The sequence below is a fragment of the Rhodococcus sp. (in: high G+C Gram-positive bacteria) genome, from assembly GCF_049286785.1.
GTDB lineage: Bacteria > Actinomycetota > Actinomycetes > Mycobacteriales > Mycobacteriaceae > Rhodococcus_F.
Genome location: NZ_JBAQEO010000890.1, coordinates 1 through 16208, shown reverse-complemented (window position 1 = coordinate 16208; position 16208 = coordinate 1). Strand labels below are relative to the sequence as shown.

The following is a 16208-nucleotide window of genomic DNA, read 5'->3' as shown; positions in this document are numbered from 1 at the left end:
GCACTCTCGTCAGAGTGACCGAAACGAAGCAGCAATCCATTCTCGAACAGCTCGGTGGCTTGAGCGGGCTGATCTATTCGTCTCTGCCCATCCTCGTCTTCGTTCCGGTCAACGGGGTGTGGGGCCTCGGCCCGGCCATCTGGGCGGCTCTCGGAGTCGCCGTGGCGATCCTCGTGTGGCGGTTGATACGGCGGAGCCCCATCCAGCCGGCGGTGTCGGGGTTCTTCGGTGTCGGGATCTCCGCGTTCATCGCCTACCGCACCGGCGACGCCAAGGGATACTTCCTCTTCGGGATCTACACCAGCCTGGCGTACGGTGCGGTGTTTCTGCTTTCGATCGTCGTTCGCTGGCCGCTGGTCGGCGTCATCTGGGGATTCCTGAACGGTCACGGAAATCTCTGGAAGCGGCACCGCGCCGCGGTTCGCTCGTACGACATCGCGACCATGGCGTGGGCCGTGGTGTTCGGTGCCCGGTACCTCGTGCAGTCGCAACTCTACGATTCGGATGAGACCGGATGGCTCGCGGTTTCCCGCATCGCCATGGGATGGCCGCTCGCCGGATTGGCACTTCTCGTCACGATCTGGGCGGTGCGCAAAGCGGATCGGATCGTGGAGCCCGGACCGTCGGTGGACGACCTCGAGATGACCATCGCGGTGACGGAGAATGCACCCGAGGACACCGCGCGCCCCGACGAGAAGTGATTGCCTAGGTAAGTCCGACAGCGGCCCGGAGTTCGTCTTCGACTTCGACCGACGCCACGAACAGCAGTTCGTCGCCGCCCTCGAGCGGGTCGTCCTGTTGCGGGACGATCACGCGGCCCCCCCTGAGGATGGTGACCAGGGCGGCGTCCCGGGGCAACTGCAGTTTGCGGACGGCCTTTCCGGCCAGGGGAGTGTTGTCGGGCAGAGTGACTTCGACGAGGTTGGCCTGACCTTGCCGCAGGGTCATCAGGCGAACCAGGTCTCCCACGGACACCGCTTCCTCGACCAGCGATGCCAGCATCCGGGGCGTCGAGACCGCGACGTCGACACCCCACGACTCGTCGAACAGCCATTCGTTGCGGGGGTCGTTGACGCGGGCGACGACGCGGCGGACGCCGAACTCGGTCTTGGCGAGCAGGCTCAGCACGAGATTCGCCTTGTCGTCCCCTGTGGCGGAGATCACCACCTCGTACGTTTCGAGCGCAGCACTCTCGAGACTGCTGATCTCGCACGCGTCGGCGTGCACCCACGTCGCGTCGGGTACCGATTCCTGTTCGACGTGCTCGAGTTTCCGCTCGATCAACATGACCTCGTGTTCGCTGCGAATCAGTTCGCGTGCGATGGAGCGTCCTACGGCGCCGGCCCCGGCAATTGCGACTCTCATCGGTTGTTTCCGTTCATCTCTCGGTTCCGATCACAGGTCCGACGGCGGCGGATTCTCGGCGAGTGCGATCGCCTCGGCAACGGTTCCGGACACGGCCGCGATGTACACCTGATCGTCGGCCTGGAGAATGGTCTTCCGGTCGGGCAGGACCCCGGAGCCGAATCGGATGATGAAGGCGACACGCGAATTCGTGGCCGCCTCGAGTTCGGCGACCGGTCGTCCGACCCACTCCTCGTGCAGCGACAACTCCGCGACCGCAACGGTTCCTGACGGATCACGCCACTTGGCCGTCTGGGTGTCCCGGGTGAGGGTGTGCAGAAAGCGATCCGTCGACCAGGGCACGGTGGCAACGGTGGGGATACCGAGTCGCTCGTACACGGCGGCGCGCTTCGCGTCGTAGATCCGGGCGACGACACGCTCGACGCCGAAGGTCTCTCGGGCGACACGCGCAGCGATGATGTTGGAGTTGTCACCGGATGACACCGCGGCGAGTGCTTCCGCTCTCTCGATACCTGCCTTGATCAGGACGTCCCGATCGAAGCCCATCCCGACGACGGTGCGCCCGGGAAAGTCCGAATCGAGTCGCAGGAAGGCGGCGGGGTCACGGTCGATGACCGCGACCTCATGTCCGATCCGGGTCAGCGCGCCGGCGAGGGACGAGCCGACCCGGCCGCATCCCATGATGACCACATACACCTGTGCACTCCGTTCGTGGACTCGGGCGCCATGCCTGTCATACGCGGTGTCTCGAACACGCGGACCGAGTCGAACCGTACATTGCCCGGCAGTAAGAGCAACTGCGACAGTGATCGCAATCCGGACACATTGGTGGTCGGGGGTTCAGGTTTTCTCCGGACGGCTTACGCTTTGCCGGTGTCAAAGCTCTCGACCGCCACCAAGCGGCTACTGCTCGGCAGGCCCTTCCGGAGCGACAAGCTCGGGCACACCCTGCTCCCCAAGAGGATCGCACTGCCGGTGTTCGCTTCGGACGCCATGTCGTCCGTGGCGTACGCGCCGGAAGAAATCTTCTTGGTGTTGTCGGTTGCGGGTATCTCCGCCTACGCCTACACACCGTGGATCGGTCTCGCCGTTGCCGCGGTGATGGCGGTCGTGGTGGCCAGCTATCGGCAGAATGTGCAGGCCTACCCGTCGGGCGGCGGCGACTACGAGGTGGCGACGGTCAACCTCGGTCCCACGGCAGGTCTCACCGTCGGTAGCGCGCTGATGGTCGACTACGTGCTGACCGTGGCGGTATCGATTTCGTCGGCGGCATCCAACATCGGTTCGGCGGTGCCGTTCGTCGCCCAGCACAAGGTGCTGTTCGCCGTGGCTGCCATCGCCTTGCTGACCGCGATCAACCTGCGGGGTATCCGCGAGTCGGGTATCGCGTTCGCGATTCCGACATACGCGTTCATCTTCGGCATGGTGCTGATGCTCGCCTGGGGACTGTTACGGATTTACGTCCTGGGTGAGGATCTGCGGGCCGAATCCTCCGGCTTCGAACTCGCAGCGGAAGACTCCCACCTGTACGGCATCGCGTTCGCGTTTCTCATCGCGCGGGCCTTCTCCTCCGGTTGTGCGGCGCTGACCGGTGTGGAGGCCATCAGCAACGGGGTGCCGGCGTTCCGGAAACCGAAGTCGCGCAATGCGGCCACCACTCTGCTCATGCTCGGAGTGATCGCCATCGTGCTGCTGATGGGCATCATCATCCTGGCTCAGAAAATCGGGATCGTGTATGCGCACACGCCTTCGGAGCAGCTGATCGGTGCGCCGGAGGGCTATCACCAGAAGACCCTGATCGCACAGATCGCGGAGACGGTGTTCGGCGGATTCCCGATCGGGTTCTACTTCATCGCCATCGTCACGGCGCTCATTCTGGTGCTGGCGGCGAACACGGCCTTCAACGGCTTTCCGGTGCTGGCATCGATCCTCGCGCAGGACCGCTACCTGCCGCGCCAGCTTCACACCCGTGGCGACCGTTTGGCATTCAGCAACGGCATCCTCTTCCTCTCCGGCGCGGCGATCGCGTTCGTCGTGGTGTTCGGCGCCGAGGTGACCAAACTGATCCAGCTGTACATCGTCGGCGTGTTCGTGTCGTTCGTGCTCAGTCAGACCGGCATGATCCGGCACTGGACCCGGCACCTGGCGACGGAGAACGACCCGTCCCAGCGCCGGCGGATGCAACGATCGAGAATCATCAACTCCATCGGGCTAGGAATGACCGGTGCGGTGCTGATCATCGTCCTGGCCACGAAATTCGCTGCCGGGGCGTGGATCGCCATCGTCGCGATGGTCGCGATCTTCGTACTCATGAAGATGATCCGGAAGCACTATGACAGCGTCGCTGCCGAACTCGAGGAAGCGGAATGGGACGGGGTGCTGCCGAGCCGTACACATTCGATCGTCCTGGTGTCCAAGCTCCACATGCCGACGCTGCGCGCGCTCGCCTATGCGCGGGCCACCCGGCCGGACACACTCGAGGCGATCACAGTCAACGTCGATGAACCCGACACTCGCGCACTGGTACGGGAATGGGAGAAGAGCGACGTCACGGTACCCCTCAAGGTCATCGAGTCCCCGTACCGCGAAATCACCAAGCCCGTCCTCGACTATGTGCGTCGGGTCCGTCGAGATTCGCCCCGCGACATCGTGACCGTGTTCATTCCCGAGTACGTGGTGGGCCACTGGTGGGAGCAGATCCTCCACAACCAGAGTGCGCTACGACTCAAGAGCCGCCTGCTGTTCCAGCCGGGCGTGATGGTGACCAGCGTGCCCTGGCAGTTGAGCTCCTCGGCGAAGGCGAAGCCGCTCGACATCGCGTACACCGCCGGTGCCAGCCGTCGCGGATACGAGGCGGACGACAAACGAAGGGGTGACAAACGTTGAGTGAGAACTGGTCGGGTCGTCACCTCGAGCTACGACTGGGGAATCCCGGGCACGGCGGATTCGTCGTGGCCCGGTACGAGGGCCGAGTGGTGTTCGTACGGCACGGACTGCCAGGGGAGCGGGTCATCGCCCGTGTCACCGAGGATCGTGGGGGCTCCTTCTGCCGTGCCGACGCGATCGAAATCCTCGACGCGTCGCCGGAACGAGTGGCGCCGGTGTGTCCGGTGTCGGGGCCGGGCGGTGCCGGATGCTGCGACTTCTCCCACGCGAGCCTGCACCTGCAACGCGAAATGAAGTCGCAGGTGGTCTCCGAACAACTGGTGCGTCTCGCGCAGATCGAGCGTGAGGTCGATGTCGAGGAGTTACCGGGCACGGGTGACGGAACGGGCTGGCGGACGCGGGTGCGGCTGGCTGTCGACGCCGATGGACGCGCCGGTTACCACCGGCACCGCAGTTCGGGCATCGTGACCGAACTCGCCTGTCCCCAGATCGATCTCCGTGCCTACGACGGTCTGAGCGATCGCTCCTGGGCACCCGGCGGTGAGGTGCAGATCGTTCTGGACGGGGCGGGTGAACGGCATGTCGTGGAGATCGCGGCACCGAAGATCTCGAAGACCGGGCGTACCAATCCGGGTCGTCGCGGCGCGATGGCGCGGCGGGCAGCAGTCGGCGCCCCGCGGGCCGAACGAGTGGTGATCGGATCCGGCCGTCCGAGCGAGCAGGTGGCCGGTCGCCGGTGGACACTGGCCGCGACGGGTTTCTGGCAGGCGCACCGGGGGGCCGCCGAAACCTACTCGTCCGTGATCGCCGAGTGGGCCGAAGCCTCCGCGGGGGACATCGCGTGGGACCTCTACGGGGGAGTGGGAGTCTTCGCCGCGTCACTCGCGGGCGCGGTGGGTAGCTCCGGCCGGGTGGAGTCGGTGGAGTCTTCGCGGCAGGCGGTCGCGGACGGCCGGCAGGCGCTGGCTGATCTGCCGCAGGTGCACTTCCATCCGGAACGGGTGGAGCGGGCGGTTCCGGGTCTGGCCTCTCCGCCGCAGGTGGTGGTACTCGACCCGCCCCGGGCGGGAGCCGGTCGCGACGTGATCGGCATGGTGGCGTCCGCCGGCGCCGCACGGATCGTGCACGTCGGGTGCGATCCCGCGTCGTTCGGCCGCGACATCGGCCTTTACGTCGAGCAGGGATATCACCTGGCCGAACTCCGCGCATTCGATGCGTTTCCCCTCACTCATCACGTGGAGTGCATCGCCTTGTTGACACGAGTGCACGGTGCCGCACCCACCCGGCCGTAGGATGAGCCCGGACAATTCGGGCTTCGGGATGGGAAGAGAATGTCGGTACAGGCAGATACGGCGCAATCACTGATCGACTCGGTGTTCGCAATCGGGCGATCGCTGCGGGCGCTCGTCGCCACCGGCGCCGAGAGCCCGCTCCCGCCCGCGTTGACGAGCGTGCTCTTCGTGCTCGCCGCGCGGGGCGAATGCCGGCAGAACGTGCTGGCCGCGGAACTCTGTGTCAGCCAGTCCTCGCTCAGTCGCCAGATCTCGGAACTGGTGGACGGGGGATACGTCACTCGCACAGCCGATCCCGACGACAAACGGGCGTTCCGGATCCAGGTGTCGCCGTACGGAACCGAGATCCTGCGCGAGACCACCGAGCGCCGGTCCGAACGACTCCGCGGCATGCTCGAGGGCTGGAGTCAGGAAGAAGCATCGTCGGCGGTGGCGTCTCTCACCCACCTGAACGAGACCTTCACCGCATATCTCCAGAAGGGTCATCGAGTGCACGGCATTTCGGCGCCGTCGATCTCGGCGCCGTCGATCTCGATGGAGGCCGAATTACGCGGGTGATCGGTCGAAGAACGCATACGGATCCGGTCGTCACGACTTGCGGTTGTACAGGTGCATCGTGAGCGGTCCGAAGATGAGGACGAAGCCCGCGCACCAGCCGAAGACGACCATCAGGTCGGTCGCGTCCACCGCTCCGGCGTTCAACCCGCGAATGGCCGTCACCAGAGTGCTCACCGGGTTGACGCCGACGAACGACTGCAACCAGCCCGGCATCGTGGCGGGATCGACGAAGATGTTGCTGGCGAATGTCAGGGGAAACAGGATGAACATCGACACCCCCATCACCGCTTGCTCCGTGCGCAGCAGCATTGCGAGCATCGTCCAGATCCAGGACAGGCTGAACGAAAACACCAGGAGCAGAACAATGGAGGCCACCACTCCCACCGGTCCTCCGTCCGGGCGGAACCCGAGGATCAGTCCGAGCACCAGAACGATGATCGACGCAATCGTGTAGCGCACCACGTCACCGAGAAGTGCCCCCACCAGTGGCGAGGGACGCCAGATCGGGAGCGAACGAAACCGGTCGAATACACCCTTTTCGATGTCCTTGTTGAGGGTCAGCCCCGTGTACATCGTGATCATGACGACGGTCTGGACGAGGATGCCGGGCAGGAGGAACTGGATATACGCGCTCGTGGATCCTGCCAGTGCACCACCGAACAGGTAAGTGAACATCAGCGTGAACATGATGGGGAACATGGTGACGTCGAACAGCTGTTCCGGCAGGTGCTTGATCTTGAGGAGCGCCCGCCAGCCGAACGACAGGGAAGTCGACAACGCCGTCGGCCGCGGGGGGCGAGGCTGCGGCATCTTCAGGACGTCGGCGACAGCGGAAGCACTGCCGGCTTCCTGCTCGGTGGTGGATGTCATGACGCACGCTCCTCGGCAGGTCGGCCGGTCAGGGACAGAAAGACTTCGTCGAGGGTCGGTTGTCCCAGTGCGAACGTGCTGACCGCGATTCCTGCGTCGTCGAGTGCAGGCAGTGCACGCGACACGCGACTCGAATCATCGATTCGGGCACTGATCGCAGCCGGGTCGCTCTCCTCGATCACCGGGACGCCGAGAACTGCGCGGAGCACGGTGGCGGCCGCGGACCGGGTGGTGGGGTCGGTCACGCGGACGTGCACCGCGCCGGACCCGACTGAGGCCTTGAGTTCTCCCGTCGTGCCCTCCGCGATCACTCTGCCGTGATCGATGACTGCGACACGGTCGGCGAGCTGGTCGGCTTCGTCGAGGTATTGAGTGGTCAGCAGAACCGTGGTGCCACCCGACACGAGCGCGCGGATGATTTCCCACACCTGGTTCCGGCTGCGAGGGTCAAGACCTGTGGTCGGCTCGTCGAGGAAGATCATCTCCGGGGTGACGATTATGCCCGCCGCGATGTCGAGTCTGCGCCGCATTCCGCCCGAATACTTCTTGACCTGACGGTTGCCCGCCTCCACCAATCCGAACGCGTGGAGCAGTTGCTCGGACCGGGACCGGGCCGCGGCGCGGGAGTATCCGAAGAGCCGGCCGAGAAGCAGGAGATTCTCCGCTCCCGTCAGGTCCTCGTCGAGGGAGGCGAACTGACCGGTCAGCGACACCTTCTCGCGGACCGCCTCGGCTTCCGTCGCGACGTCGTGCCCGAGAACGGTGGCCGAACCGCCGTCGATGGGCAGAAGAGTCGCCAGCATCCGGATTGCGGTGGTCTTACCCGCACCATTGGGTCCGAGGACCCCGTAGACCCCGCCGAGCGGAACGGTGAGATCGAGGCCGTCGACGGCATGCGTCGACCCGAACCTCTTGACGAGGCCCCTCGTCTCGATGGCCGGCTGTGGCGGCGTCGGCATAGCATCCTGCTTTCGATGGGGAGTGTCGTCGGTCGGATCGGCGCCCCAAGCCTGTCCGATATTGCCCATTCGGGCAACGTCATTCCGAACGCCGCGATTTCACATGTCGTTACCTCGACGCAGGAACGAGCGGGGCATGATGTCCAATTGTTCGTATGCACCCATGGCGAGCCAGTCGGGTAGCGCCGCTCGCTCCGGGCAGGAAATATGTGAAGCCTGTCACCACTCGTGCGGTGGCGCGCGAGGCGGAAGGCGGCATTCGCCACGACACCGCCCACACGGTGTGTCGTGCACGCGCGCGGCTCCGTAGACTGGGTTCCACTGTGGCGTGAGACGAGCCACGCGGCAGCAGCACGTAAGCAGCGTGCAACACGGAGGGAGCGATCTCGTTGGGTGTTCTTGCCCGTATCCAGACGCCTGACGATCTTCGTCAGCTGAACTCGGCGGAGATGAAGCAACTCGCCGCCGAGATCCGCGAGTTCCTCGTGCAGAAAGTGTCGGCAACCGGCGGGCATCTCGGACCCAACCTGGGCGTCGTCGAGCTCACGCTGGCCTTGCATCGGGTCTTCGATTCACCAGCGGATCCGATAATTTTCGACACCGGCCACCAGGCCTACGTCCACAAGATCCTCACCGGCCGCAGGGACGGCTTCGAGAATCTCCGGAAACAGGGTGGGCTCTCGGGTTACCCGTGTCGGGCGGAGAGCGAACACGATTGGGTCGAGTCGTCACACGCCTCGGCGTCGCTGTCGTACGCGGACGGGCTGGCCAAGGCCTTCGAACTGACCGGTCAGGACCGGCACGTCGTCGCCGTTGTGGGAGACGGCGCGCTCACGGGCGGTATGTGCTGGGAAGCTCTCAACAACATCGCGGCGGGGAAGGACCGTTCGGTCGTCATCGTCGTCAACGACAACGGGCGGTCGTACGCGCCCACCATCGGCGGCCTCGCCGATCACCTCGCTTCGTTGCGGCTGCAGCCCGGGTACGAGCGCGTCCTCGACAGCGGCCGGCGGATCGTCAAGAAGCTCCCGTGGATCGGAAAGGCCGCGTACTCGGTTCTGCACGGCATGAAGGCCGGCCTCAAGGACGCGGTGAGCCCGCAGGTGATGTTCACCGACCTCGGGATCAAGTACCTCGGCCCGGTCGACGGGCACGACGAGGCGATGCTGGAATCCGCATTGCGCCGAGCGAAGGCTTTCGGTGGACCGGTGATCGTCCACGCCGTCACCCGTAAGGGCATGGGCTACGCACCGGCCGAGAATCATGTCGCAGATCAGATGCACTCCACCGGCGTGATCGACCCGGTGACCGGCAAGGCGACGAGCGCTGCCGCGGCCGACTGGACCTCGGTGTTCTCCGCCGAATTGATCGAACAGGCGAGTCGGCGCCAGGACATCGTTGCCATCACCGCCGCCATGGCGGGACCCACCGGACTGGCAGCGTTCGGGGAGATGTTCCCGGACCGCCTGTTCGACGTCGGGATCGCGGAACAACACGCTGTCACCTCCGCAGCCGGTCTTGCGCTGGGTGGACTGCATCCCGTCGTCGCCGTCTACTCGACGTTCCTCAACCGCGCGTTCGATCAGTTACTGATGGACGTTGCGCTGCTCCATCTTCCGGTCACGTTGGTCCTCGATCGTGCCGGGGTCACCGGCAACGACGGTGCCAGTCACAACGGCATGTGGGACATGTCGCTACTCGGCATCGTTCCCGGCATCAAGGTTGCCGCGCCGCGCGACTCGGCGACGCTGCGGGAAGAACTGGCGGAGGCGCTGGCGATCGACGACGGCCCGACCGCGCTGCGTTTCCCCAAGGGGTCCGTGGGTGAGGACGTGGTTGCCGTGCAGCGACTCGACGGCGTGGTCGACGTCCTGCGGGCGCCGTCCGGTACCCATGACGTGCTGCTCGTGGCCGTGGGTGCCTGCGCCGGACTTGCCCTGGGTGCGGCCGAACGCCTGGAGAAGCAAGGTATTTCCGCGACGGTGGTCGACCCGCGGTGGGTGCTGCCCGTACCGGAATCGCTGGTGAAGCTCGCCGAGACGTATGGCATGGTGGTGACGATCGAGGACAGCGGCCTTCACGGCGGGATCGGTTCGACGGTATCCGCCGCTCTGCGGTCCGCCGGTGTGGACGTGCCGTGCCGTGACCTCGGTGTCCCGCAGCGGTTCCTCGATCACGCGTCACGGAGCGAGATCCTCGCGGAGATCGGACTGACCTCGCAGGATATTGCCCGCCAGATCACCGGATGGGTTGCCGGTTTGACGTCGCGGCCGCTCACCGCGGAAGACTCGCCGAGCGACGTCGGCAAGCGCACCGGAACCCGCTGACCGATTTCGGGTTTGCCCTGCGGGCACCCGACTACCGTCAGATCTTCATGTCCTCTAGTTCCATGCCCTTGGTCTCGGGGATCTTGGACTTGACGAAGAAGAACGACAGCAGGGCGAAGAACGCAAACAGTCCGTAGAGGAACCACAGTCCTACCGAGCGCGTGAGCGGTGGGAACGCCAGCGTGACCGTGAAGTTGGCGATCCAGTTGGCGGCGGTACTGATGCCGAGCGCCACCGCGCGCATGCGGTTGGGGAACATCTCGCCGAGCATGACCCACATGATCGGGCCCCACGTGGCAGCGAAGAAGATCACGAAAAGGTTGGCGCCGATCAGCGCCACCGCACCCCACGGAGTCGGCAGTGCGACGTCGTCGCCGCTGCCGGTGGCTTGCGAGAACGCGACCGCGGCCAGCATAAGGCTGATGAACATCCCCAGCGAGCCGACCATCAGCAGGATTCGCCGGCCGATGCGGTCCACGAAGAGAATGGCGACGAAGGTCATGAGCACGTTGATGATCGAGGTGATCACCGACGTGGTGAACGACTGGTTCTCGGAGAAGCCAACCGACTTCCAGAGAGTGGTGGAGTAGTAGAAGATTGCGTTGATGCCCACGAGCTGCTGAAAGACGGCCATGATGATGCCGATCCACACCAGGGGCTGCAGCCCGAATCGCGGTCCGCGGATGTCGTCGAACGAGGCCGTCGATTCGCTACGCAGGGTGAGCCGGATCTCGGCGACGCGTTCGTGGGGGTCGAGTTCGCCGGTGATGTTGGCCAGAATGTCGGCCGCTTCCTGGTCGAGGTGCTTGCCCACCAGGTAGCGCGGAGATTCGGGGATGAGCAGGGCCAGGAGTCCGTACACCAGCGCCGGGATCACGCCGACAAGGAACATCCAGCGCCAAGCCTCGAGACTCAGCCACAATTCGTTCGACGCGCCACCGGCCGCGTTCTGCAGCACGGCGTCCGACAGCAACGCTGCGAAGATGCCGAGCGTGATCGCGAGCTGCTGCAGAGACGCCAACCCGCCCCGGTACCGGGCGGGCGCGATCTCGGAGATGTACGTGGGCGCAATGACGGATGCGATTCCGATACCGAGACCGCCGAGCACTCGCCACAGCATCAGGTCCGGAACGCTGAACGCGAGACCGGAACCGACCGAGGAAATAACGAACAGAGCCGAGCCGAGCATCATCACCTTCTTGCGACCCCACCGGTCCGCGAGCCGGCCCGCGAACCATGCTCCGAAAGCACATCCGAGGAGTGCGATCGCGACGGCGAAGCCGGTGAAGAAGTCGCCCAGCTCGAAGTGGCCCTGAATGGAGTCGACGGCGCCGTTGATGACGGAGCTGTCGAAACCGAAAAGGAAACCGCCCACCGCGGCGGCAACGGTGACGCCGATGACCTTCGCCCTGTGAGTGTCGGACGGCTGCGTCATCGCGTACCTGCTTTCGGCGTCGTGCTGCGGAAAGTCCATGCCGCCAATACGCTACGCGAGCAATCGCCGGGGAGGCTCGAGTTCAGGCCTCGGCTTGTTCGCCGCGGCGCGAGCCACACAGTCACCAACCCAGCCGAACCCGGTAGGGGGCAGTCCGGGATCGGCACGCCCGTGTCACGTCCGTGTCACGTCCGTGCGCCCAACACGCACACGCACCCCGAATGCGAATGATGTTCGACTCGGGGTGCGTGTGCGGGGAAGGGGTGCGTATTATCCGGGATTCGACGGAATCCGAGAGCCGATCAGGCGCTCGCGACTCCCGGTGCGAGGAACCGGCTGCCGTTGACGGCCTCGGACGTGCCGGTGCGGTCCAGGTACGGCGTGATGCCGCCGTTCCAGAAACCGAAGCCGCCACCGAGGATCAGGCAGAGATCGATGTCCTCGGGAGCGGCGACGACGCCCTCCTCGAGCATGATCCGGATCTCCTCGGCGAACGCGCGGCGAGTGCGTTCGAGCACCTCTTCGGCCGTGGACGGCTTGTCGCCCTGCGGCCAGAGCGCGGCGACCTCGGGGTCGACGACCTGCTTGCCGCCCTCATAGGACCACACACCCGGTTTGCGGGCCGCGACGAGCGCCTCGAGGCCGGGGGAGGAGACGAATCGGTCGGGATACGCAGCCTGCAGGGTCTCCCCGGTGTGCAGTGCGACAGCGGGACCGACGAGTGCAAGCAGGGTGAACGGGGACATCGGCATACCGAGTGCGCCGACGGCGTTGTCCGCCACCTCGAACGGGGTGCCTTCGTCGACCGCCGTCATGACCTCACCGAGGGTGCGGGTGACGAGACGGTTGAACACGAAGCCGGGACGGTCACCGCACAGCACAGCAGACTTCTTCAGCGACTTCGCCGTCGCGAATGCCGTGGCGAGAGTGGCATCGTCGGTATTCTCGCCGCGGATCACCTCGAGCAGAGGCAGCACGGCGACCGGGTTGAAGAAATGGAAGCCCACTACCCGTTCGGGGTTCTTCAACTCGGAGGCCATCTCCGTGATCGACAGCGACGACGTGTTGGTCGCGAGAATCGTCTCGGGCGAGATGTGCTGCTCGAGTTCGGCGAACACCTTCTTCTTGACATCCATGTTTTCGAAGACGGCCTCGATGACGAAGTCGGTCTTGCCGAACGCGGCCTTGTCCAGCGAGCCGGACACGAGAGCCTTCAGGCGGTTCGCCGCGTCCGGGGACAACCGGCCCCTGCCCTGCAGCTTGTCGATCTCGGTGTGGACGTAGCCGACACCCTTGTCGATACGCTCCTGATCGATGTCGGTGAGAATCACCGGCACCTGCAGTTGACGAACGAACAGCAACGCGAGCTGACTGGCCATCAGGCCCGCGCCGACGATGCCGACGCCGGTGACCTTGCGGGCGAGTGACCTGTCGGGTGCACCGGCCGGACGCTTGGCACGCTTGTTGACCAGATCGAACGCGTACAGACCGGCGCGCAGTTCGTCCGACATGAGCAGATCGGCGAGCGCCTCGTTCTCGGCGTCGAAGCCCCGGGTCAGCGACTCGCTGTCGGTGATATCGGTGGTGCGGGCCAGTTCGAGGAGCTCGATGGCCCGGGCGGGAGCCGGGGCGAAACCACGGGTCTTACCGTCGACGATGGCTTTCGCGCGGGCCACTGCCGCGTCCCATCCGGTGCCCCGATCGATCTCCGGGCGTTCGGGAACGATCTCTCCCGCAACGACCTTCGCGGCCCAGGCGAGGGACTGTTCGAGGAAGTCGGCCGATCCGAACACCACGTCGGCGTAGCCCAGTTTCAGCGCCGGTGCGGCCTTGATGGTCCGGCCGTTGTTGAGCGGGTTCTCGAGGATGAGCGTGACGGCACCGTCCGGGCCGATCAGGTTGGGCAGCAATTGAGTGCCACCCCAGCCGGGCACCAGGCCGAGCATGGTTTCCGGAAGTCCAAGGGCGGGAACGTTGTCCGCGACGGTGCGGTAGTGGCAGTGGAGCCCCACCTCGAGGCCGCCGCCCAGCGCCAGGCCATTGACGAACGCAAACGTCGGGACCGAGGACTCGCGGAGTCGCCGGAACACGTTGTGGCCGAGGGATCCCAGCTCGAGTCCCTGCTCGCGGCTGGTGACCGCGGGCACGCCCTTGAGGTCGGCGCCGGCCGCGAAGATGAACGGCTTGCCGGTGACCGCGATCGCCACGGGATTGGCGGCGAAAGCCTCGTCGAGTGCCCTGTCGAACGACAGGAGCCCGGCGGGGCCGAACGAGTTCGGCTTGGTGTGGTCGAACCCGTTGTCGAGGGTGATCAGCGCGACCGGGCCCTCGATGCCCGGGACCGCGACGATCTTGGTGAAAGCGTTCGTTACGACCTCGTCGGCAAATGCCGTTGATATGTCGGTCATCTACTTGGCTCCATCGAAGTTGGGGTTCTCCCAGATCACCGTTCCGCCCATGCCCAGACCGATGCACATCGTGGTCAGGCCGTAACGGACGTCGGGACGCTGGGCGAACTGGCGGGAGAGTTGGGTCATCAGGCGGACACCGGAGGACGCGAGGGGGTGCCCGCATGCGATGGCTCCGCCCCACTGGTTGACGCGCGGGTCGTCGTCGGCGATGCCGTAGTGCTCGAGGAACGCGAGAACCTGCACGGCGAAGGCCTCGTTGATCTCGAACAGGCCGATGTCCTCGATCTTCAGACCGGTACGGGCCAGCACCTTTTCGGTGGCCGGAACCGGGCCGATGCCCATCACGGCGGGATCGACACCCTGGAACGCGAAACCGACCATGCGCATGCCGACCGGCAGGCCCAACTCCCGGGCAGTGTCCTCACCGGCAAGAATTGCGGCAGTGGCGCCGTCGTTGAGACCGGCCGCATTGCCCGCGGTGATCCGGCCCGCGGGACGGAACGGCGTTTTCAGCTTCGCGAGATCCTCGAGCGTGGTGCCGGGACGGGGCGGCTCGTCCTCGGTGGCCAGGCCCCAGCCGGCAGCGCTGCGGGTGGCGACGGGTACGAGGGTGTCCGCGATGAAGCCCGCCTTCTTCGCCGCCTCGTACTTGTTCTGGCTCGCGACGGCATAGGCATCGGTGCGGGCCTTGGTAATGGTGGGGAAGCGGTCGTGCAGGTTTTCGGCGGTGTTGCCCATGACGAGTGCACTGGGGTCGACCAACTTGTCGGCGAGGAATCGCGGGTTCGGGTCTGCGCCCTCGCCCATCGGATGACGGCCCATGTGCTCGACGCCACCGGCGATGACGACGTCGTACTGGCCGAAGCCGATGCCGGATGCGGTGGTGGTGACGGCCGTCATCGCACCGGCGCACATGCGGTCGATCGCGAAGCCCGGAACGGTCTCGGGTAATCCGGCGAGGATGGCCGACGTGCGGCCGATGGTGAGCCCTTGATCGCCGGTCTGCGTGGTGGCGGCGATGGCCACCTCGTCGACCCGGGCAGGATCGAGCTGCGGGTTGCGACGGAGCAGTTCACGGATCGCTTTGACGACGAGATCGTCGGCGCGAGTATCCGCGTACATGCCCTTCGGACCGGCTTTCCCGAACGGGGTGCGGATACCGTCGACGAAGACGACGCTGCGTTGAGTTGTGGTGGATGGAGCCACGCGAATTCCTCCTGATGGAGCAGTGTGGTGCCGGATCACGGCCAGGCGTCCGGCCTCGGCAGCAGCCTACTCCTTGCATTACCGGCGGGTAACTTAGTGGTCCAGGATGACCGTCAACGTTGTGAAAACAGTTGTTTGACCAGCGCAAAGAGGCGTCGACGGAGGATTCCTGCACCCCCGGTGAGGAATTCCAGGTACCACCGATAGGCGTCCTCGCACGCCGGGATGCCCACCGGAACGGGATCGAAATGGGAGTTCCCCGCCGTTGTCCGGAAGGGGTCGGTGTCCTTACTCCGGGTGCAGCGACTTTCGCAGGACGGGCACGGTGAGGCGGCGTTGCCACGGACGGGCCCCGCCGGCCGTGAGCACGGCGTCGATCGCGGCTTCCGTATCGGCGTCGTCCGGCGATGACCAGTCCCAGCAGAGCCGCCGGACCAGTTCCGGTGTCACCAGGTTCTCCACCGGAACCGACACCTCTTCACTGAGTGCTGCCAGGCCGGCACGCGCCGCCGTGAGCCGCTCGGCGGCCTCGGGATCGTGTCTGGCCCACCGGCTCGCCGGTGGCGGTCCCGTGATCGCCGGAGTCTTGCTGGGCAGTTCGCTGTCCGGAAGCGCCCTGGCCACCTCGAGTGCCTGCAACCAGATACGTGAATGCCGCCTCTGACGAGGACCACCGAAGACGGGTAGCGCGCGCAACGCCTCGATGCTGCGAGGATCCTTCACCGAGGCATCGATGATCGCCGAGTCGGGCAGGACCCGGCTGGGGGAGACGTCACGCTGACGTGCGAGGTCTTCCCTCGCCTGCCAGAGCGAGCGAGCGGCCGCGAGCTGCCGCTGGGTCTTGAGGGCCGTGATGTGGGACGTGCGACGCCACCGGTCGGGCTTCGGCTTGGGAGGAC

At 65.7% G+C, this 16208-nt stretch carries 13 protein-coding genes; 5 read left to right on the top strand and 8 right to left on the bottom strand.

The annotated features are described in order from the left end of the window. The first annotated feature begins 14 nt into the window (after positions 1–14). Positions 15–701, top strand: a complete 687-nt coding sequence (locus WAW17_RS31630) for a DUF3159 domain-containing protein (RefSeq protein WP_422336780.1) — start codon at positions 15–17, stop codon at positions 699–701. 4 nt (positions 702–705) lie between these two features. Here the strand turns inward: WAW17_RS31630 and WAW17_RS31625 are convergent, their stop codons facing one another. Both WAW17_RS31625 and WAW17_RS31620 read right to left on the bottom strand, forming a co-directional pair. After that, positions 706–1365, bottom strand: a complete 660-nt coding sequence (locus tag WAW17_RS31625; protein WP_422336779.1) for a potassium channel family protein — start codon at positions 1363–1365, stop codon at positions 706–708. 30 nt (positions 1366–1395) lie between these two features. After that, positions 1396–2061 carry a potassium channel family protein gene (locus WAW17_RS31620; protein WP_422336778.1) on the bottom strand — a complete coding sequence of 222 codons (666 nt, stop codon included), beginning with the start codon at positions 2059–2061 and terminating at the stop codon, positions 1396–1398. A 177-nt stretch (positions 2062–2238) separates the two neighbouring features. On the opposite strand from WAW17_RS31620, the gene WAW17_RS31615 reads away from it, so the two are divergent. Genes WAW17_RS31615 through WAW17_RS31605 form a run of 3 tightly spaced genes read left to right on the top strand, consistent with a single transcriptional unit; the run spans position 2239 to position 6101 of the window. After that, entirely contained in the window at positions 2239–4251 is a 2013-nt protein-coding gene (locus tag WAW17_RS31615; RefSeq protein ID WP_422336777.1) for an APC family permease, read from the top strand. After that, on the top strand, positions 4248–5543 hold the full coding sequence (locus WAW17_RS31610) for a class I SAM-dependent RNA methyltransferase (RefSeq protein ID WP_422336776.1): 1296 nt from the start codon (positions 4248–4250) through the stop codon (positions 5541–5543). The genes WAW17_RS31615 and WAW17_RS31610 overlap by 4 nt, the downstream gene beginning before the upstream one ends. A 39-nt stretch (positions 5544–5582) precedes the next feature. After that, positions 5583–6101 (top strand): MarR family winged helix-turn-helix transcriptional regulator, encoded by a 519-nt coding sequence (locus tag WAW17_RS31605; RefSeq protein ID WP_422336775.1) that lies wholly within the window; start codon positions 5583–5585, stop codon positions 6099–6101. Between the two features lie 30 nt (positions 6102–6131). Here WAW17_RS31605 and WAW17_RS31600 read toward each other — a convergent pair whose 3' ends face one another. Both WAW17_RS31600 and WAW17_RS31595 read right to left on the bottom strand, forming a co-directional pair. After that, positions 6132–6971 (bottom strand): ABC transporter permease, encoded by an 840-nt coding sequence (locus WAW17_RS31600; RefSeq protein WP_422336774.1) that lies wholly within the window; start codon positions 6969–6971, stop codon positions 6132–6134. Continuing rightward, the gene (locus tag WAW17_RS31595) at positions 6968–7930 is read right to left on the bottom strand and encodes an ATP-binding cassette domain-containing protein (protein ID WP_422336773.1); all 963 of its coding nucleotides are present in this window, start codon (positions 7928–7930) and stop codon (positions 6968–6970) included. The genes WAW17_RS31600 and WAW17_RS31595 overlap by 4 nt, the downstream gene beginning before the upstream one ends. Before the next feature lie 389 nt (positions 7931–8319). Here WAW17_RS31595 and dxs point away from each other — a divergent pair, with 389 nt between their 5' ends. Beyond that, complete coding sequence (dxs, locus tag WAW17_RS31590; protein ID WP_422336772.1) at positions 8320–10257, top strand: 1-deoxy-D-xylulose-5-phosphate synthase; 1938 nt, start codon at positions 8320–8322, stop codon at positions 10255–10257. A gap of 37 nt (positions 10258–10294) precedes the next feature. Here dxs and WAW17_RS31585 read toward each other — a convergent pair whose 3' ends face one another. The 4 genes from WAW17_RS31585 to WAW17_RS31570 form a co-directional block, all read right to left on the bottom strand. Then, positions 10295–11731, bottom strand: coding sequence for a sugar porter family MFS transporter (locus WAW17_RS31585; RefSeq protein WP_422336771.1), 1437 nt, complete (start codon positions 11729–11731; stop codon positions 10295–10297). A 263-nt stretch (positions 11732–11994) separates the two neighbouring features. Further along, on the bottom strand, positions 11995–14100 hold the full coding sequence (locus tag WAW17_RS31580) for a 3-hydroxyacyl-CoA dehydrogenase NAD-binding domain-containing protein (protein ID WP_422336770.1): 2106 nt from the start codon (positions 14098–14100) through the stop codon (positions 11995–11997). Next, complete coding sequence (locus WAW17_RS31575; RefSeq protein ID WP_422336769.1) at positions 14101–15309, bottom strand: thiolase family protein; 1209 nt, start codon at positions 15307–15309, stop codon at positions 14101–14103. It abuts the gene before it with no gap. A 288-nt stretch (positions 15310–15597) separates the two neighbouring features. Further along, on the bottom strand, positions 15598–16208 hold a 611-nt coding region (locus tag WAW17_RS31570; protein WP_422336768.1), incomplete at its 5' end, for an HRDC domain-containing protein.

Excerpts from the sequence above, each read along its gene's own strand:
- WAW17_RS31585 (WP_422336771.1), bottom strand. The coding sequence starts at position 11,731 with ATGGACTTTCCGCAGCACGACGCCGAAAGCAGGTACGCGATGACGCAG.
- WAW17_RS31625 (WP_422336779.1), bottom strand. The coding sequence starts at position 1,365 with ATGAGAGTCGCAATTGCCGGGGCCGGCGCCGTAGGACGCTCCATCGCA.
- WAW17_RS31595 (WP_422336773.1), bottom strand. The coding sequence starts at position 7,930 with ATGCCGACGCCGCCACAGCCGGCCATCGAGACGAGGGGCCTCGTCAAG.
- WAW17_RS31605 (WP_422336775.1), top strand. The coding sequence starts at position 5,583 with ATGTCGGTACAGGCAGATACGGCGCAATCACTGATCGACTCGGTGTTC.
- WAW17_RS31600 (WP_422336774.1), bottom strand. The coding sequence starts at position 6,971 with ATGACATCCACCACCGAGCAGGAAGCCGGCAGTGCTTCCGCTGTCGCC.
- WAW17_RS31580 (WP_422336770.1), bottom strand. The coding sequence starts at position 14,100 with ATGACCGACATATCAACGGCATTTGCCGACGAGGTCGTAACGAACGCT.